The organism is Synechococcus sp. MU1625 (assembly GCF_020514205.1).
Classification (GTDB): domain Bacteria; phylum Cyanobacteriota; class Cyanobacteriia; order PCC-6307; family Cyanobiaceae; genus Parasynechococcus.
On sequence record NZ_VTLA01000001.1, the window covers coordinates 730,748 to 746,628 of the forward strand.

The window sequence follows — 15,881 nt, forward strand, 5'->3', positions numbered from 1 at the left end:
CCGGCACTAAGGGGTGACGGTGGAATGGCCTTTCAGAACCAACTGGCCAGCAAACAGCTGGGCATGCTCGATCCGGATGGCCGGATCCATTGGAAGCAGCATGCAGGGTTCATCGGCTGTTTCCGGCCGGAAGCACAAGGTGCCTTGCTCAGCGTTCAGGCGGAAGCGACGGCGGGCCGGGTCTTGATGGGCAGCGACAACCGCATGCAACTCGATCAGATTTTCTTCGATGCTGAGGGCGCCCAAAGGGCTGAGACCCATCAGCTGCTCAGCCATCCAGTCACCGAGCCAGCGCCAAGGCTCGGCAAGCACGGCGCTATTGAGCTGACGACCGTTGAAGCTGACTTCACCCTCCACCTGAAATGGCTGCTGCAACGCCAGCATCTGGCCTGGAGTCAGCAGCTTCATGTCCACCGCAATCGGACCGCTGCACAACGCCACGCTCTGCAGAGGCAGCCCCTGAAAACAAACGTCCCGCGCATTGAGCGACACACCGTCCAGACGTCCACGCAGCAAAGACCAACTGGAACCGTTCAGATGCAGTTCAAGGCTTCCGAGGCGGTCGCAGCGGCTGCGAATCCAGAGGCGCAGAGCCCCGGCGAGCACAGTGAGAAGGGGGTCAGCCACAGGTCAAAAGCGAATAACAACGCTCAGCCACCCTGTGGGGCTGATCGATGTGCGGGAGGTGCCCGCAACAGGGGAACGTCTCGACCGGCCGATCCAGCAACGCCTGAAGCGCCTGTTTTTGCGGGGCGCGCAGAATGCGATCATCCGCACCCCAGATCACATGCAGTGATTGGGAGGGCATGGGGTCTCCACATCCGGCGAAACCACCACTACGGGCAAATGCCGCCAAGGCTTCAGCCCAGCCGGGGCATTGCAGGTGCAACGAGGCAATTTGTTCTTCCGGAGCTCCCACATCAGCATCGGGATCGGCGAAGGCCTGTCGACACAGCCCCCGCCGCACGCCGGGGCGACCCAGAAACCAGGCACCAAAACGATCCAGCAGGGGCGGCACAGGCATGGGACGCCCCGTCAAACCTGCTGGAGCGAGCAGCACAAGAGGGCCCACCTGCTCGGGGTGACGCCGGGCCAACTCCACGGCCACGGAGCCACCCATCGAGGCACCGATCACCCCAACAGGAGCCTCAGCGGGAAGCCGCTCAAGCAGGGCATCGAGATGACGCAAAACAGCGTCCGGCCCGTAGGTCAGGCCCAAGGGACGCGGCGAAAAGCCAAAACCGAACAGGTCGGGGATGAACAGCTGAAAGCGATCGGCCAGGAGGGGAGCCAGGCGCCGGTATTCCAGAAAACTGCTGTCGAAACCATGCAGCAGCAGCAAAGGAGAGCCTTGGCCGAGCACCGCCACAGGGAAGGGATCATCCAGACCCAGGCCAGGCAAATTCCACCACTGCACATCAGCCGCGAGGGTCTCGGCCTGCGGGTCAAGCAGAGCCGGCCGCAATTGATCCAGAAGCGTCTTCAAAGGCTGATGGGGCTGAGTTCAGCGGCACCCACAAGGGCCTCCAGCAAAGCACCGGGCGTCACAGCGAAGGGCAAATGATGCAGATCGGAACCTTCGCGACAGGCGAAGCGACACACCTCCTGCAATTCACTGAGGCTGGCCTGCGCCAGACCCAGATCATCAAGGCTGACAGGCAGAGCCAGCTGCCGAAGCAGCGGCAGCAATTGGCGGTGCGCCTGCCCGGCGAGCCGGTTGCCGCCCAGACGTTCCTCCAATCGAAGCTGCACAAGGATTCCGAAACCCACTTTCTCGCCATGGAGAACGTGGTGACAGGCCTCCAGCTGGGTGAGGCCGTTGTGAACAGCATGGGCCGCGACGGTGCGGCAACGGGCACCACCAAGTCCCCCCATCACTCCGGCAGTCAGCGCGCAGGCTTCGGCGGTGCGCACCCACGCCGCGCTGTCTGGATCCTCTAGCGCCGTGAGGCTGTCGATCAGCAGTTGATCGCGGAGAACCCGTGCCATCTGCACGGCCTGCTGGACCAGACCATCGCTGCTGTCGCCACTGCTCACGGAGGCTTCGTACCACTTGGCCAGGGCATCAGCGACACCACTGGCCAGAGTGCGAGGCGGAGCTTGGCGCACCAAGCCGTGATCAAAGACGAGAAGATCAGGGCAGCGATCCAGCGCCACATCCCCTTCGAAGGCACCTTGAGGGGAATAGATGTTCGCCAGAGCCGTCCAGCCCGCGCAAGTAGAGGCGCTAAGCGGAACGGTGATGCAGGGAAGAGAAAGACGATGGGCCAGCAGCTTGCCGGCATCCAGAACCTTTCCGCCCCCGGCTGCCAGAACGGCGTCACAGCCGTCGGCTTCAGAAGAGACTCTCTGGAGGTCCTGCTCGCAGCAGTCGAACTGAAGCTGAGCTTGAAGAGGCTTGAGTCCCTGGGCCTGCAAATCGGCGACGAAACGCTGACGCTGCCTCGCGGTTGAGACACTGCGTCCGAGCACCAGCGGACGCGAACACAGCGCTTTGATCTGAGGCAGGGCCTCATCCCAGGCTCTATCCCCCCGCAACACGTTGGCGGGGGCAATGGAGTGGGACGAGATGGATCGAACCATCAGAGGCTTGCACCTGCCAATTGCGGTGCTGCTTCCACCTGACCTTTGTGACGCACAACCACCTTCTTGTTCTCGTCGACATCAACCTCGGCATGGTCGCCGTCCTTGATCCGACCGGACAGCACCTCTTCTGCGAGGGAGTCTTCGAGAAGACGCATGACGGCACGACGCAGGGGACGTGCGCCATAGGCAGGGTTGTATCCCTCCTCTACAAGGCGTTCCTTGAACGCGTCGGACACGGTGAGGGTGATGCCCTTCTCGCCCATGCGACCAAAGACTTCCTTGAGCATGATCTCGGCGATCTGCTTGACCTCCTCACGGTTGAGCTGACGGAAGACGATGATCTCGTCGAGACGGTTGAGAAATTCAGGACGGAAGTACTGCTTGAGCTCCTCATTCACCAAGGAGCGAATCCGGGTGTACTGAGAATCTTCAGCGCTTTCACCGGAGAACTCGAAGCCAAGGCCGCCACCCCCCTTCTCGATGACCTTCGAACCGATGTTCGACGTCATGATGATCAGGGTGTTCTTGAAATCAACTGTGCGGCCCTTGGAGTCGGTGAGACGACCATCTTCCAGGAGTTGCAGCAGCAGATTGAACACATCGGGGTGCGCTTTTTCGATTTCATCGAAAAGCACCACGGTGTAAGGGCGGCGACGCACCGCCTCAGTGAGCTGTCCACCTTCGTTGAAGCCCACGTAGCCAGGAGGCGAGCCGATCAGTTTGCTGACCGTATGGCGCTCCATGAATTCCGACATGTCGAGGCGGATCATGGCCTCTTCGCTGCCGAAGAAGTAGGTGGCCAGAGCTTTGGTGAGCTCGGTTTTACCAACACCCGTGGGGCCGGAGAAGATGAAACTTGCAATCGGTCGATTGGGGTTCTTCAAACCAACCCGGGCCCGGCGGATGGCCTTGGACACCGCTTTCACCGCTTCGTCCTGACCGATTAGGCGTTTGTGGAGGGTTTCCTCCATGTTGAGCAGCTTGACCGACTCGCTCTCGGTGAGCTTCTGCACCGGGACACCGGTCCAGGAGGCAACAATCTGAGCGATGTCCTCCTCATTCACCATGGGGGAACTGTCGGGAGCAACCGACTCGGCAGCCGTGGTTTCTCCGGTCTCTGAAGAAGTGTCGGCCTTGACCTCGTCCTTGTTGGCTTGCAGCAGGGAACGAATCTGCTCGCGCAGCTCTACTTCCTTCTCACGCAACTCACCCGCCTTGGTGAAGTCCTGATCGCGGACAGCATCCTCTTTGTCCTTCTGGACGGAACGCAGTTCCTTATCAACCTCCTTTGCAGCAGGAGGCAACTTCGAATTGAGCAGGCGGACCCTGGAGCCAGCTTCATCGATCAGGTCGATGGCCTTGTCGGGCAGGAAGCGATCAGAGATGTAGCGATCGCCAAGGGTTGCCGCCGCGACAAGCGCTTCATCGGTGATTTTGAGGCGGTGATGCTGCTCATAACGCTCTCGAAGACCGCGAAGGATTTCGATGGTGTCATCGATGGACGGCTCGCCGACATTGACCGGCTGAAAACGCCGTTCCAACGCAGCATCCCGTTCGATGTGCTTGCGGTACTCGTCGAGGGTGGTGGCGCCAATGCACTGCAACTCACCACGAGCAAGCGCCGGCTTGAGAATGTTCGCAGCGTCGATGGCACCTTCAGCCGCACCGGCACCGATCAAGGTGTGAACTTCGTCGATCACGAGGATGACGTTTCCGGCCGACTTGATCTCCTCCATGATCTTTTTGAGACGCTCCTCAAACTCACCCCGGTACTTGGTACCAGCAACCAACAAGCCGATATCAAGGGTCAGGACGCGCTTGTCTTCGAGGATGTCGGGAATATCTCCCTGCTGAATTCGCTGGGCCAGACCTTCAGCGATGGCCGTCTTACCGACGCCGGGCTCACCGATCAGAACTGGATTGTTCTTGGTGCGGCGCCCAAGGATTTGAATGACGCGATCAATTTCGTTGTGACGGCCCACAACTGGATCGAGTTTCGCCTCTGTCGCGAGCTGCGTGAGGTTGTTACCGAACTCATCGAGGGTGGGGGTCTTGGTGGAGCCCTTTCCACCGCCGCCGCCACCGGCAGACACTTCGGCCGTTTCGCCCAGCATGCGAATCACTTGGGTTCGCACCTTGGCCAGGTCGACACCGAGGTTCTCCAGAACCCGGGCCGCTACACCTTCGCCCTCTCGGATGAGACCGAGCAACAGGTGCTCCGTACCAATGTAATTGTGACCAAGCTGACGAGCCTCTTCAAGAGAGAGCTCCAGAACACGCTTGGCGCGGGGAGTGAACGGAATTTCAACGGCAACGAAACCGGACCCACGCCCGATGATTTTCTCCACTTCCACCCGGGCATCCTTGAGGTTGACGCCCATGGACTTGAGGACCTTGGCAGCTACACCCGTTCCTTCGCCAATGAGACCGAGGAGTATCTGTTCGGTTCCAACAAAGTTGTGACCAAGCCTGCGAGCCTCTTCTTGGGCCAGCATGATCACTTTGATGGCCTTCTCGGTGAAACGTTCGAACATCGCTGGGCCAATGCAGTGATGTCACCAAGCTATCAGGGTTGAGGGACCGCCGCGAGTGTTCGGTTTGTACGGTCACTTTCCAGTCTGAGACTGGCCTTGAGCGCGCAAAAAATAACAATGAATCACACAAGATTCACTGCTTATTTTTGTTTCTCAGGGGCGGGAAACCGAACAACATCAATCCGACGTTGGAGATGTCGGTGGTGGGATGCGACACCACTGAATGAGGGCATCGCGACCATCGGAGTAGTACCCGTAACGGGTGCCTGCGGTGCGGAAACCGTTCCGGGCGTAAAGCGCCAGAGCGGCAACGTTGTCGCTGGCCACCTCGAGCGTGGCGTGCACCGCACCAACCCGACGTGCCCGTTGCAACAGTGCTTGTAAAAGGAGACCTCCATAGCCGCTGCGGCGACTGACCGGATCCACAGCCACTGCCGTGATGTGGAGTTCATCGGCCACCAACCAGCCGCAGGCAACTCCTAACAATGTTTTGGCGTCAACAAGGGAGTCAACAAGACCGATGCAGAGGCGCCTGGGGTCGTCCAACTCACGCCGCCATTGGTCAGCCGTCCACAGACCGTCGAGAGCGGTCTGATCCAGCACCAGACAGGCGTGCTGCCATGAGGGATCAAGACGCAGGATCTGCGGGGTCGATCCACCCGCCGCAGGGTCGATTCCTAGATTGCCCTTCGACGCCGACACTCCGTGACCCAAACCATCACTAGTCAACGGCCCTTCGAGGCGAACCGGGATGCGGAGAGCCCCAATCGCAACCTGGCACCGCTCACCACCGAACTCGACGCCACAGACCGACTGGTGGTGGGGGGCTGCCGTCTCAGTGATCTGGCAGCGCGCTACGGCACACCTTTATATGTGCTGGATGAGGCGACCGTTCGCGCCACCTGCCGGGCCTACCGCGAGGCTCTGACCAAGCACTACGCAGGTTCATCTCTGCCGATCTACGCCTCAAAAGCCAATAGCTCCCTGGTGATGAGCAGCCTTGCGGCCTCTGAGGGCTTGGGCCTGGATGCCGTTTCCGCCGGGGAACTGCTGACGGCGCTGCGCGGAGGGATGCCAGGGGAGCGCATGGTGCTCCACGGCAACAACAAATCCGACGAGGAGCTGCTGCTCGCCTACGCCAACAAGGTCACGATCGTTGTGGACAACCAACACGATCTGGACCGCCTTGCCGAACTGGTGCCCGCTGGATCAGAACCAGCGCGCCTGATGCTGCGCTTCACCCCAGGCATTGAGTGCCATACGCACGAATACATCCGCACAGGTCACCTAGACAGCAAGTTCGGCTTCGATCCCGATCAGGTGGAGCCCGTGCTGCGCAATCTTGTGGGACAACCCTGGGCCCAACTCACCGGCCTACACGCCCACATCGGATCTCAAATCTTTGAACTCGAACCCCACCGTGATCTAGCCGCGGTGATGGCCGACAAACTGAAGCTCGCCCGCGACCTGGGCCATCCCGTCAACGACCTCAACGTTGGCGGCGGACTTGGGATCCGCTATGTGGAATCCGATGATCCGCCGAGCATTGAGCAATGGATCCAGGTTGTGGCCGAAGCCGTCACAGCGGCATGCCGTGAGCGTGGCCTCGAGCTGCCACGGTTGATGTGCGAGCCGGGCCGTTCACTGGTGGCGACCGCCGGTGTGACCTTGTACACCGTGGGCTCCCGCAAAACGATCCCCAACGTCCGCACCTACGTGGCCATCGACGGTGGAATGAGCGACAACCCCCGCCCGATCACCTACCAATCGCTTTACACCTGTTACCTGGCTGACCGCCCTCTGGCCCAGGCTGACGAAAGCGTGAATCTGGTGGGCAAGCACTGTGAATCCGGCGATGTGCTGCTGAAGGACCTTCCCCTGCCCAGCACCGAGAGCGGAGACATCGTCGCCGTGTTCGCGACCGGTGCCTACAACGCCTCAATGAGCTCGAACTACAACCGGATCCCGAGGCCTGCAGCCGTCTTGGTGCATGACGGATCCGCGGAGCTGGTTCAAAAGCGAGAGCAGCCGGATGACCTGCTGCGCTACGACGTTTTGCCAGAACGATTCAACGCGTTACGTTGACGTCAGCGGTTCGTAGATCGGAGTGAACGTGTTGGCGGTGGTGGATCCGCGCCTGGTGCTCGACGTTCTCTTTGCATCTTCCATCGGCTTTCTTCTATTCTCACGCGTCAACGAGCAGCGCACCCTCTGGTTGCTGCGGGGTTGGTTGTTCCTGGTGGCCATGGCGTGGTTTGTCCAGCGCTTCGCCAACCTGCCTCTCACCACAAAACTGGTGGACGGGTTGGTGATGGCCTGCTCGCTATCGCTGGCCATTCTTTGGCAAGGGGAGCTGCGGCGCTTGATGGAGTTGCTGGGAACTGGTCGACTGGCGGTGTTGCTGGGGAATCCCCAGAAGGAGTTCAGAGCATCCGCCGGCACCGTGAGCCAGATCACCGATGCCGCTGGCCGGCTGTCTCAGCTGCGCCGTGGGGCCTTGATCGTTGTTGACCTAGGGAGCGACCTCAGGCCCGAGGATTTTCTAAATCCCGGTGTTGCTATCGGCGCAGTTCTGAGTCGCGAGTTGATGCTGAATCTGTTTGCTGCCGACACACCACTGCACGATGGTGCCGTTCTGGTGCGTGGTAATCGGATCGAATCGGCCGGGGTCATTCTTCCGCTCTCGCGGCACAGCGTGAGTCGTTTCGGCACTCGGCATCTGGCGGCGCTTGGCATTACCGAACGCTTTGATCGCTGCATCTGCATCGTGGTATCCGAGGAAACAGGGACGCTGTCCTTGGCCAACCAGGGCAAGCTGGAACGCCCGATCACGAGCTCTCGCCTTAAGGAACTGCTGCAGGAGCTGTTCAGCACCGCAGAATCGATGCCGCCGGCACGACGTACGGTGGGAAGCTCTCAGTCCGAATCGCTGTCTTGAGCCGCCCTCCGGCCACCAGCACTGACACGGCCGATCGTTCGCTTCTCCCTGCGGACCTCGACCCAGGCCGGCTCCCGCAGCACGTGGCCTTGATCATGGATGGCAACGGACGTTGGGCGAAATCGCGCGGGTTACCCCGGGTGATGGGGCATCGTGCCGGCGTGGAGGCACTGAAAACCAGCCTGCGGCTCTGCAGCGACTGGGGCATCCCAGCCTTGACCGCCTACGCCTTCTCCACGGAGAACTGGTCGCGTCCGGGGGAAGAGGTGAATTTCCTGATGACCCTGTTCGAACGGGTGTTGCAGGCCGAACTTCAGGCACTGGAAGCCGAACAGGTGCGGATTCGCTTTCTCGGAGATCTGGAAGCCTTGCCCCAGAAACTGCAGCAGTTGATCGGTGACGCCATGACCCGTACAGCCTCCAACAACGGCATTCATTTCAACGTGTGCACGAATTACGGCGGGCGACGGGAACTGGTGCTGGCAGCCCAGCGCCTCGCCCGACGCGCTGCAGCGGGGGAGCTCGATCCGGACAGCATCGATGAGAACAGCATCGCTGCTGAATTGTTCACCGCTGGCGAGCAGGATCCCGATCTGTTGATCCGCACCAGCGGGGAACACCGCATCAGCAATTTTCTGCTCTGGCAGCTGGCCTACGCCGAGATCCACGTCACCGACGTGCTCTGGCCCGACTTCAATGCCGATGCGTTGAAAGAGGCCCTACTCGATTTCCAACGCCGCAACCGCCGCTTCGGCGGACTCGATCCGATCAGCCCATGACGCTCAGCATCCGCCACAACTGGACCACCGCGGAGATCCAGACCCTGCTGGAACTCCCCTTGATGGAGCTGCTTTGGCAGGCGCAAACCATTCATCGTGAGGCCAACCCTGGCTATCGGGTGCAGCTGGCCTCGCTGCTGAGTGTGAAAACAGGGGGCTGCGAAGAGGATTGCGCTTACTGCTCCCAGTCGATCCACAACAGCAGTGATGTGTCGGCCTTTGAGGCCCAAATGCAGGTGGAACCGGTGCTGCAGCGCGCCCGAGCCGCCAAGGAGGCCGGTGCCGATCGCTTCTGCATGGGCTGGGCCTGGCGGGAAATCCGCGACGGTGCCCCCTTCGACGCCATGCTTGAGATGGTGCGCGGAGTGCGCGGCATGGGGATGGAGGCCTGCGTGACCGCTGGGATGCTCACCGATCAACAGGCGGAACGATTGGCGGAAGCCGGGCTCACGGCCTACAACCACAACCTCGACACCAGCCCCGAGCACTACGACCAAATCATCTCCACACGCACGTATCAAGAGCGGCTGGAAACACTGCAACGCGTCCGCAAGGCCGGTGTCACCCTCTGCTGTGGGGGCATCATCGGCATGGGCGAAACCCTGCGGGACCGAGCCTCGATGCTGCAGGTGCTCGCCAGCATGAACCCCCATCCTGAAAGCGTGCCGGTGAACGGATTGGTGGCCGTTGAAGGCACCCCTTTGGAAGAGCAAGCCCCCTTTGAACCCTTAGAGCTGGTGCGGATGGTGGCGACCGCCAGGATCCTGATGCCCCACGCCCGGGTGCGGTTGAGTGCCGGCCGTGAATCGATGAGCCGGGAAGCCCAGATTCTCTGCCTCCAGGCAGGTGCCGACTCAATCTTCTACGGCGATGTTCTGCTCACCACTGGAAACCCGGATGTGGAGGCCGATCGCCAGCTGCTCGCCGATGCCGGAGTAACCGCCAATTGGCAGGAGGAAGCGGCTGCTCCTGCCAATTGTGCTCCGCGCTAAACAGCACGCCCCCCACTCCGAACCCCCCGACAACATCTGCGGGACGCTTGCAGAACAAACCTCCGCAATCGTCAGGTCAAACTCCAGTAAGTGTTCGTTAGCCAGACAGATTTTTGAAAACCTTGTGGATGAAAAGCCATACCAATGGAATCGTCCGTCCTTTCCATTGAAAGGACGGACGATGTCATCAATTGATCGAGATCAATCTTCCACAAAAACGTTCTCTAAAGGAGCGTTGCATGCTCCACGGAGTGCGCCTTTTGTTTAGGAATCATAAATTTTGCACCCGGGTGCAGTTGGTGATGCATCGCAACGCTCTTCCCAGTACAGGTCGTGTTGCGACTGGATTGCTTGTCGAGGCTCTGAATCCTGTTTGGATTGCGATTTATCGACCAAACCGAGGGGGATGCAGATATCGAAGAAACCGGAGCAGATCGTGATCATCGCTATCCTTGCTACTAATTTCTGTCTACTCCTCTAGGCGATAAAAACAATAGGTACTTAACCCGAGAAGAGGAAGCGAAAGGATCACCTCGCAAACATGAGGCGACCCTTTTGGCCACGGTTACATCAATCCAGGATGATCAAGACCAGAGATACACGAGCCACACGGCTCAACAACCATGCCCTCGCTTGTCGCGAAAACCTGTATAAGGTTGTCATCCGATTGAAGGAGGAATCGCTTTCTTCTCCTCCCAGTCCCAAGCACCCATTGCATGGGCAAACGCATCACCAAACCAAAAAGGGAAATCTTTCAAAGTCACCTCCGTTGAAGACGAGAAATCTGTAAAACAGATGTCTGATGGTTGACCATAGGCACTAATAATTCACCAACTTCAAACAACAAAAATCTGACCCGACAGCCACCAGCCGCCAAATCGGGTAAGAAGGTGCATCATCAAAAGACAATGCAGTTCAAACGTTTTGGCTTGACCGCCGGCATCTTGCTTCTGGCCGGCAGCGTGCAAGCTGCACCTCAGCCAAAGATTCAGGAGTTGTTCAGGGCGAGTCGAACACCAGGCGAACGGATCGTGGCCTATCCGCAGGGCACGCCGGAGCTGAGGGTGGTACTGGTCAGCCTCCCCGTTGGAGCAACGATTCCACTCCACACCCATCCCTCACCAGTGGTCGTTGTGGTGACGAAGGGCGCGATGACCAACGTGCGCCTTGTCGACGGCAAAAAAGTTGTAAGCGTGGTCCGGCCTGGCAATGGCTTCCTGGAGGGCCACCCGGATGAACCTCACTACGTGACCAACAAGGGGCCAGAACCAGCAGAAGCGATGGTGACCTTTGCCAGCGTTGAAGGCCTCCCCAACATGATCCCCATGAAGTGAGCCATCAACCCAATTCACAACGAGCGTTGACCCATCTGCTTCAGCATTAATTTGGCATCCTGCTCCGTCAGCGGTGACAACATCCGCAGCACCTTGCGATGGATCTCCTGGGGTGCGGTGACATGGCCCTGCATCGATCCCCAAGACCTTTCCCAGAGTTCAGCCAATTGATTTTTATGTTGCATTGAAGGATGAAAATTCATGCGTCGTCTGTATGAATGATCCGAAGCGCATTGATATAGATGCCAATGCAGATTGCTACCAATACAAAAACCATTCATCGATTTCGTCTAGAGGTGTTCTAAGGGGAGAGAGGTAAAACCACCTCCCTCAACTGAGCGATTACCGGGTCCACTTGGCTCCACCGACTGGGGGATAGAGCGCATCACCCAGGAACTCGTGTAACAATCTCTCTACTGGCACACAGCCTGGGCTGGAGCAGGGTTAAACCAGAGGTAGCCCTTCAACGAGGAGCCATGATTGACCCCATCGTCCTTCCATCACTATTTGGCCTCTTTGTTCTGTCCGTCATTCTTGATGCCGTAAAAGACGACCGCGAGCGTCACCACCATCGCCGTTATTGAGTGCTGGGCTAACGCTGCTTCCCCTTCACGAAGCCAGGGGCATTTGATCTGGACGACAGCTCCTTGATCAGGGTTGCTGTGATGATGAGCGCTACAAAGACAAGTTCCATCTCCAAAGCCAATCAGTACCTGTTGTGAAACACAGTTCCGATGGCTGTGGCTGTGAAGACAACAGCGATTAAAGCGAGTGCCATAGACGGAAGCGGAGCACCTTTCCGTGATGGCATTGAAGTCACTCAAGCGGCCGTATCGAAAAGCACCATCACAGTGGAATCGGCAGAAGTAACTAGGAACGACCCTGACTCGCCAGGGTCAAAATCAAATACGCCGTCACCAAAGCCAGGAGTGCAACCACGATTCGTCTCTGACCCAGAACACCGTTCAAACCAAAGGATCGTCCGGGTGAAGCAGACCGGTTGAGCCTCTTGCTACCAAGCCTGACCTAAACACTGCAAGAAAGACTCATTGTTGGTGGCATCCTTGTTGAGCTACACCGGATAGGTCAGAGGCTCAGCCATGAAGATCGACAGCGCAAACGCTCAACCCATGGGAAGCCTCATTTTTGAAAAGGGGCACAAGCCCTTTCATGCCCTGGCCTGTCCACTGCGGCCTGCCTCTGTGCGCATCAGCAGGAAAGCCTGAAGGGGACCCAGCGTCCTGATGCAGGCTGGAGGGACGTTAAACCTGGAGCACCGTGGACCCGATCCGCCAAGAGCCTGTGCTTGGGAAAGACAGCCGACTCCTGGTGGCTGCTTTTTATGCGTTCACACCCCTGAATGACAAGCGTCGCGAGACGTTGCTGACCAGCTTGCCAAGCCTGGCTCGCGAAGGCGATGTGCTCGGCTCGGTGCTGGTGGCCCTGGAAGGGGTGAACGGCACGATCAGCGGGCCAGAACCTGGCGTGAATGCCGTGCTGGACCACTTGCGCGCGTCTCTAGATCTCGGCAACGACCACTACGCGCGGCTCGAAGTGAAACGCAGCTGGGCCGACAAGCCGGTGTTCCGCCGCTTCAAGGCCCGGCGCAAAAAAGAGATCGTGACCATCGGCGTGAGCAGCGTGGACCCCCACGCCAGCGTCGGCAACTACGTGGAACCTGAACACTGGAATGCGCTGGTGGATGATCCCGACACGCTGGTGATCGACACCCGCAACAGCTACGAAACAGCCATCGGCACGTTTGACGGCGCCATCGAACCCGGCACCGAAAGCTTTCGCGATTTCCCGCAATGGGCGGAGACAACACTGAGGCCGCTGATGGAGGACAACGGCAACAAGCGCATCGCCATGTTCTGCACCGGAGGCATCCGCTGCGAAAAGGCCAGCAGCTACCTGCAGCAACAGGGCTTCGGGGAGGTGCACCACCTGCGCGGCGGCATCCTCAAATACCTGGAGCAAGTGCCGGAAGCCAAGAGCCGCTGGCAGGGGGAGTGCTTCGTGTTCGATCAGCGGGTGGCCCTGAACCACCGCCTTGAGCCCGGTGAATACAGCCTCTGCCATGCCTGCGGCCTGCCGGTTTCAGCCGAACAACGCGCACTGCCGAGCTACATCAAAGGCGTGCAATGTGTGCATTGCGTGGATCGCTACACCGACGCCGACCGGGAACGGTTTGCGATGCGGCAACGGCAAATTGATCAGATGCAGGCTTGAGGGATTCAGACCGCATCGGACAATCCTTGCAAGGACGACTCCGATGCCGTGCTGCCGATCCTCTACAGCTTCCGCCGCTGCCCCTACGCCATGCGCGCCCGCTGGGCCCTGCTGGAGGCCGGTCTTCTGGTGCAGTGGCGCGAAATCGCGCTGAAGGCCAAACCGGCTGAGATGTTGGCGGCTTCCCCCAAGGGCACCGTTCCGGTGCTGGTGTTGCCAAACGGTGAGGTCATCGAAGAAAGCCGTACGGTGATGGACTGGGCCCTGAATCAGGCGGACCCACGGGAGCTGCTGTGGTCCAGCGACACGTCAGCGCTGATCGAGCAGAACGACGGACCGTTCAAGCACCACCTGGACCGGTTCAAATACACCGATCGCTATCCCGGCACCAACAAGGAAGAGCAGCGGAACGCCGGCCTCAAGATTCTGAAAAGCTGGAACCAGAGGATTGCCGAGCAGGGCTGGCTGCTTGGCGAGCGCATCTCACTGGCGGATGCAGCCATCTGGCCGTTCGTGCGGCAGTGGCGCATCGCCGATCCTGAGGGTTTCGACAACAACAACGCCCTGGAGGCGTTACGCCACTGGCTCCAGCGTTTCCTGGAGGATCCCCGCTTCGAGCGGCTGATGCAGCGGGCCGATCCCTGGACTGCCGGTGGGCAGCAGCACCACTTTCCCGCCGATGCCGTGGCGGTGCCCCTGGATCAACCCCTGTTTCATCTGGCCCTCAAGGACGACTGGCAAGCCGCGCAAACCAACGGCAGCTATCGCATCTCCACGCGAAGTATGGGACTCGATCAAGTGGGCTTCATCCACTGCTCCTGGCAGGAGCAGGTGAACGCCACATTTGAACGTTTTTATGCCGATGCCGGCGACGTGCTGCTGCTGGAGATTGATGCCGCTGCCGTCGATGCTCCCCTGCGCGCCGATGCGATTCCCAGCGGCGAACTGTTCCCCCACCTCTACGGTCCGTTGCGACTGGAGGCGGTGCGCTCGGTCGTCACCATGCCCGCATCAGCATGACCTCAGGACCATGACCACGGCCATCCCACTGTCGATGCTTGAACAACTGGAAGCCGAGGCCCGCGAACGGGGCCTGCTGCTGCGATTGCAGGTGGGCCGTCCCCTGGGACTGTGGAGCCTGCGGCTGGTGGTGGCCCAGCAAGCCCCCAGCGGCAGCCTGCTGCTGCTGGGGGAAATGAAGGGGTGGGCTTACCCCGCCGCCACGGGCCTTCAACTCGACACGATGCGGGTGATGCCAACGGCGCCTCCAGGGGTTGGTGATCTGATCTGGGCCGCCACCATGGCTTGGGCCCAGGAGGCCACGCCTTGTGCAAAAGCCCGGTTGCTGGCCATCCGTGACGACGAGCGTCAGCACCGACGGCTGGTCCGCTACTTCAACCAACGCGGTTTTGCCACGATGCGCGAGGTGGAAGCGGCGCTTTGGGATCTTCCCCTCCGGCTGGTCTGGGGCGGAGCCGGGGCCCTGATGAGCGGAGAGATCTCCACCGTTCTGGCACGCAGTCTGCGGGGATGGCGTCAGTCAGCAGCGTGATAGCTGCTGCGCACTAGGGGGCCGCTGCGCACCTGGGCAAAGCCCAGTTCACGGGCCACCGCCGCAAGCTCATCAAACTCCTCTGGCGTCCAGTAGCGGGCCACCGGAATGTGCTGCAGCGAAGGACGCAGATACTGCCCCAGGGTGAGCCGCTGGCAATCCACAGCGCGGAGATCGTTGAGGGTGGCAATCACCTCATCACGGGTCTCTCCCAAGCCGAGCATCAGGCCGCTCTTGGTGGGGATCTCAGGCGCCAGTTCACGGGCGGACGCCAAGAGCCCGAGCGACCGCCTGTAGGTAGCCCCCCGGCGCACCTCGCCCTGGAGACGCTGCACCGTCTCCAGGTTGTGGTTGAAGCACACCGGTTGGGCTGATAACACCGTGGCCAGCCGATCACGCTGGGCCGTCACCGCCAGTGCCTGATCAGCTACGCCCCCCCAGAAATCGGGGGTGAGCACTTCAAGAGCGATGAGCGGATTTCGGGCCCGGATCGCCGCCATGGTGCTGGTGAACAGGCTGGCGCCGTGATCGATGAGATCGTCGCGAGCCACGGCCGTGAGCACCACATAGCGGAGCTGCATCGCTTCCACCGCATCAGCCACCCGTTCGGCTTCTGCAACATCCACCGGCATCGGTGCCTGCCCCTTGTCCACCTGGCAGAAAGCACAGCTGCGCGTACAGATCGAACCGCCCAGCAAAAAGGTTGCCGTCCCTGCGGCGTAGCACTCACCACGGTTGGGGCAGCGCCCTTCCTCACAGATGGTGTGCAGGCGGTTTTGCTTCACCAGCCCCTGCACCCGCTCCAATTCCGAGGCGTTACCAATCGGCCGACGCAGCCATTCGGGCAATCGCTCCGCAGGGGGAATGGCGCTGAACTTGCTCATACCGGCGGACGGCCTGTGTTGATTCTGCTCAAGAAACAACGAATCAGGGC

General features: G+C 60.1%; 14 protein-coding genes. 8 read left to right on the forward strand and 6 right to left on the reverse strand.

Translation table 11 applies throughout. The annotated features are described in order from the left end of the window. Positions 1-6: 6 nt before the first annotated feature. The 5 genes from FZX13_RS04315 to FZX13_RS04335 all read right to left on the reverse strand — a co-directional run bounded on the left by FZX13_RS04315 (position 7) and on the right by FZX13_RS04335 (position 5,822). Positions 7-627 (reverse strand): LmeA family phospholipid-binding protein, encoded by a 621-nt coding sequence (locus FZX13_RS04315; RefSeq protein ID WP_226407626.1) that lies wholly within the window; start codon positions 625-627, stop codon positions 7-9. After that, positions 620-1,486 carry an alpha/beta fold hydrolase gene (locus tag FZX13_RS04320; RefSeq protein WP_226407628.1) on the reverse strand — a complete coding sequence of 289 codons (867 nt, stop codon included), beginning with the start codon at positions 1,484-1,486 and terminating at the stop codon, positions 620-622. The genes FZX13_RS04315 and FZX13_RS04320 overlap by 8 nt, the downstream gene beginning before the upstream one ends. Beyond that, entirely contained in the window at positions 1,483-2,583 is a 1,101-nt protein-coding gene (locus FZX13_RS04325) for an iron-containing alcohol dehydrogenase family protein (RefSeq protein WP_226407630.1), read from the reverse strand. Before FZX13_RS04325 ends, FZX13_RS04320 begins: the two co-directional genes overlap by 4 nt. Further along, positions 2,583-5,120 (reverse strand): ATP-dependent Clp protease ATP-binding subunit, encoded by a 2,538-nt coding sequence (locus FZX13_RS04330; RefSeq protein ID WP_226407632.1) that lies wholly within the window; start codon positions 5,118-5,120, stop codon positions 2,583-2,585. The genes FZX13_RS04325 and FZX13_RS04330 overlap by 1 nt, the downstream gene beginning before the upstream one ends. A 177-nt stretch (positions 5,121-5,297) precedes the next feature. Continuing rightward, complete coding sequence (locus FZX13_RS04335; RefSeq protein WP_226407634.1) at positions 5,298-5,822, reverse strand: GNAT family N-acetyltransferase; 525 nt, start codon at positions 5,820-5,822, stop codon at positions 5,298-5,300. A gap of 3 nt (positions 5,823-5,825) precedes the next feature. Here FZX13_RS04335 and lysA point away from each other — a divergent pair, with 3 nt between their 5' ends. The 8 genes from lysA (at position 5,826) to FZX13_RS04375 (ending at position 14,947) form a co-directional block, all read left to right on the forward strand. Continuing rightward, positions 5,826-7,205 carry a diaminopimelate decarboxylase gene (gene lysA, locus FZX13_RS04340; protein WP_226407636.1) on the forward strand — a complete coding sequence of 460 codons (1,380 nt, stop codon included), beginning with the start codon at positions 5,826-5,828 and terminating at the stop codon, positions 7,203-7,205. 22 nt (positions 7,206-7,227) lie between these two features. Continuing rightward, on the forward strand, positions 7,228-8,058 hold the full coding sequence (gene cdaA / locus FZX13_RS04345; protein WP_115025105.1) for a diadenylate cyclase CdaA: 831 nt from the start codon (positions 7,228-7,230) through the stop codon (positions 8,056-8,058). Beyond that, positions 8,055-8,837 carry an isoprenyl transferase gene (locus FZX13_RS04350; protein WP_226407638.1) on the forward strand — a complete coding sequence of 261 codons (783 nt, stop codon included), beginning with the start codon at positions 8,055-8,057 and terminating at the stop codon, positions 8,835-8,837. The genes cdaA and FZX13_RS04350 overlap by 4 nt, the downstream gene beginning before the upstream one ends. Then, positions 8,834-9,829 (forward strand): biotin synthase BioB, encoded by a 996-nt coding sequence (gene bioB / locus FZX13_RS04355; protein ID WP_226407639.1) that lies wholly within the window; start codon positions 8,834-8,836, stop codon positions 9,827-9,829. The genes FZX13_RS04350 and bioB overlap by 4 nt, the downstream gene beginning before the upstream one ends. Positions 9,830-10,737: 908 nt before the next feature. Continuing rightward, complete coding sequence (locus FZX13_RS04360; RefSeq protein WP_226407641.1) at positions 10,738-11,163, forward strand: cupin domain-containing protein; 426 nt, start codon at positions 10,738-10,740, stop codon at positions 11,161-11,163. 1,278 nt (positions 11,164-12,441) lie between these two features. Continuing rightward, positions 12,442-13,395 (forward strand): rhodanese-related sulfurtransferase, encoded by a 954-nt coding sequence (locus FZX13_RS04365; RefSeq protein ID WP_226407643.1) that lies wholly within the window; start codon positions 12,442-12,444, stop codon positions 13,393-13,395. Between the two features lie 48 nt (positions 13,396-13,443). After that, entirely contained in the window at positions 13,444-14,415 is a 972-nt protein-coding gene (locus FZX13_RS04370) for a DUF952 domain-containing protein (protein ID WP_226407645.1), read from the forward strand. Positions 14,416-14,449: 34 nt separating this feature from the next. After that, complete coding sequence (locus FZX13_RS04375; protein ID WP_226398152.1) at positions 14,450-14,947, forward strand: hypothetical protein; 498 nt, start codon at positions 14,450-14,452, stop codon at positions 14,945-14,947. Here FZX13_RS04375 and lipA read toward each other — a convergent pair. Continuing rightward, on the reverse strand, positions 14,932-15,831 hold the full coding sequence (gene lipA, locus FZX13_RS04380) for a lipoyl synthase (RefSeq protein WP_226407646.1): 900 nt from the start codon (positions 15,829-15,831) through the stop codon (positions 14,932-14,934). The two genes, FZX13_RS04375 and lipA, sit on opposite strands and share 16 nt — an antisense overlap. Positions 15,832-15,881: the final 50 nt, after the last annotated feature.

What these genes read in the sequence shown, in the direction of transcription:
- bioB (WP_226407639.1), top strand. Translation starts at nt 8,834, where the DNA reads ATGACGCTCAGCATCCGCCACAACTGGACCACCGCGGAGATCCAGACC.
- FZX13_RS04325 (WP_226407630.1), bottom strand. Translation starts at nt 2,583, where the DNA reads ATGGTTCGATCCATCTCGTCCCACTCCATTGCCCCCGCCAACGTGTTG.
- FZX13_RS04375 (WP_226398152.1), top strand. Translation starts at nt 14,450, where the DNA reads ATGCTTGAACAACTGGAAGCCGAGGCCCGCGAACGGGGCCTGCTGCTG.
- lipA (WP_226407646.1), bottom strand. Translation starts at nt 15,831, where the DNA reads ATGAGCAAGTTCAGCGCCATTCCCCCTGCGGAGCGATTGCCCGAATGG.
- FZX13_RS04360 (WP_226407641.1), top strand. Translation starts at nt 10,738, where the DNA reads ATGCAGTTCAAACGTTTTGGCTTGACCGCCGGCATCTTGCTTCTGGCC.
- FZX13_RS04330 (WP_226407632.1), bottom strand. Translation starts at nt 5,120, where the DNA reads ATGTTCGAACGTTTCACCGAGAAGGCCATCAAAGTGATCATGCTGGCC.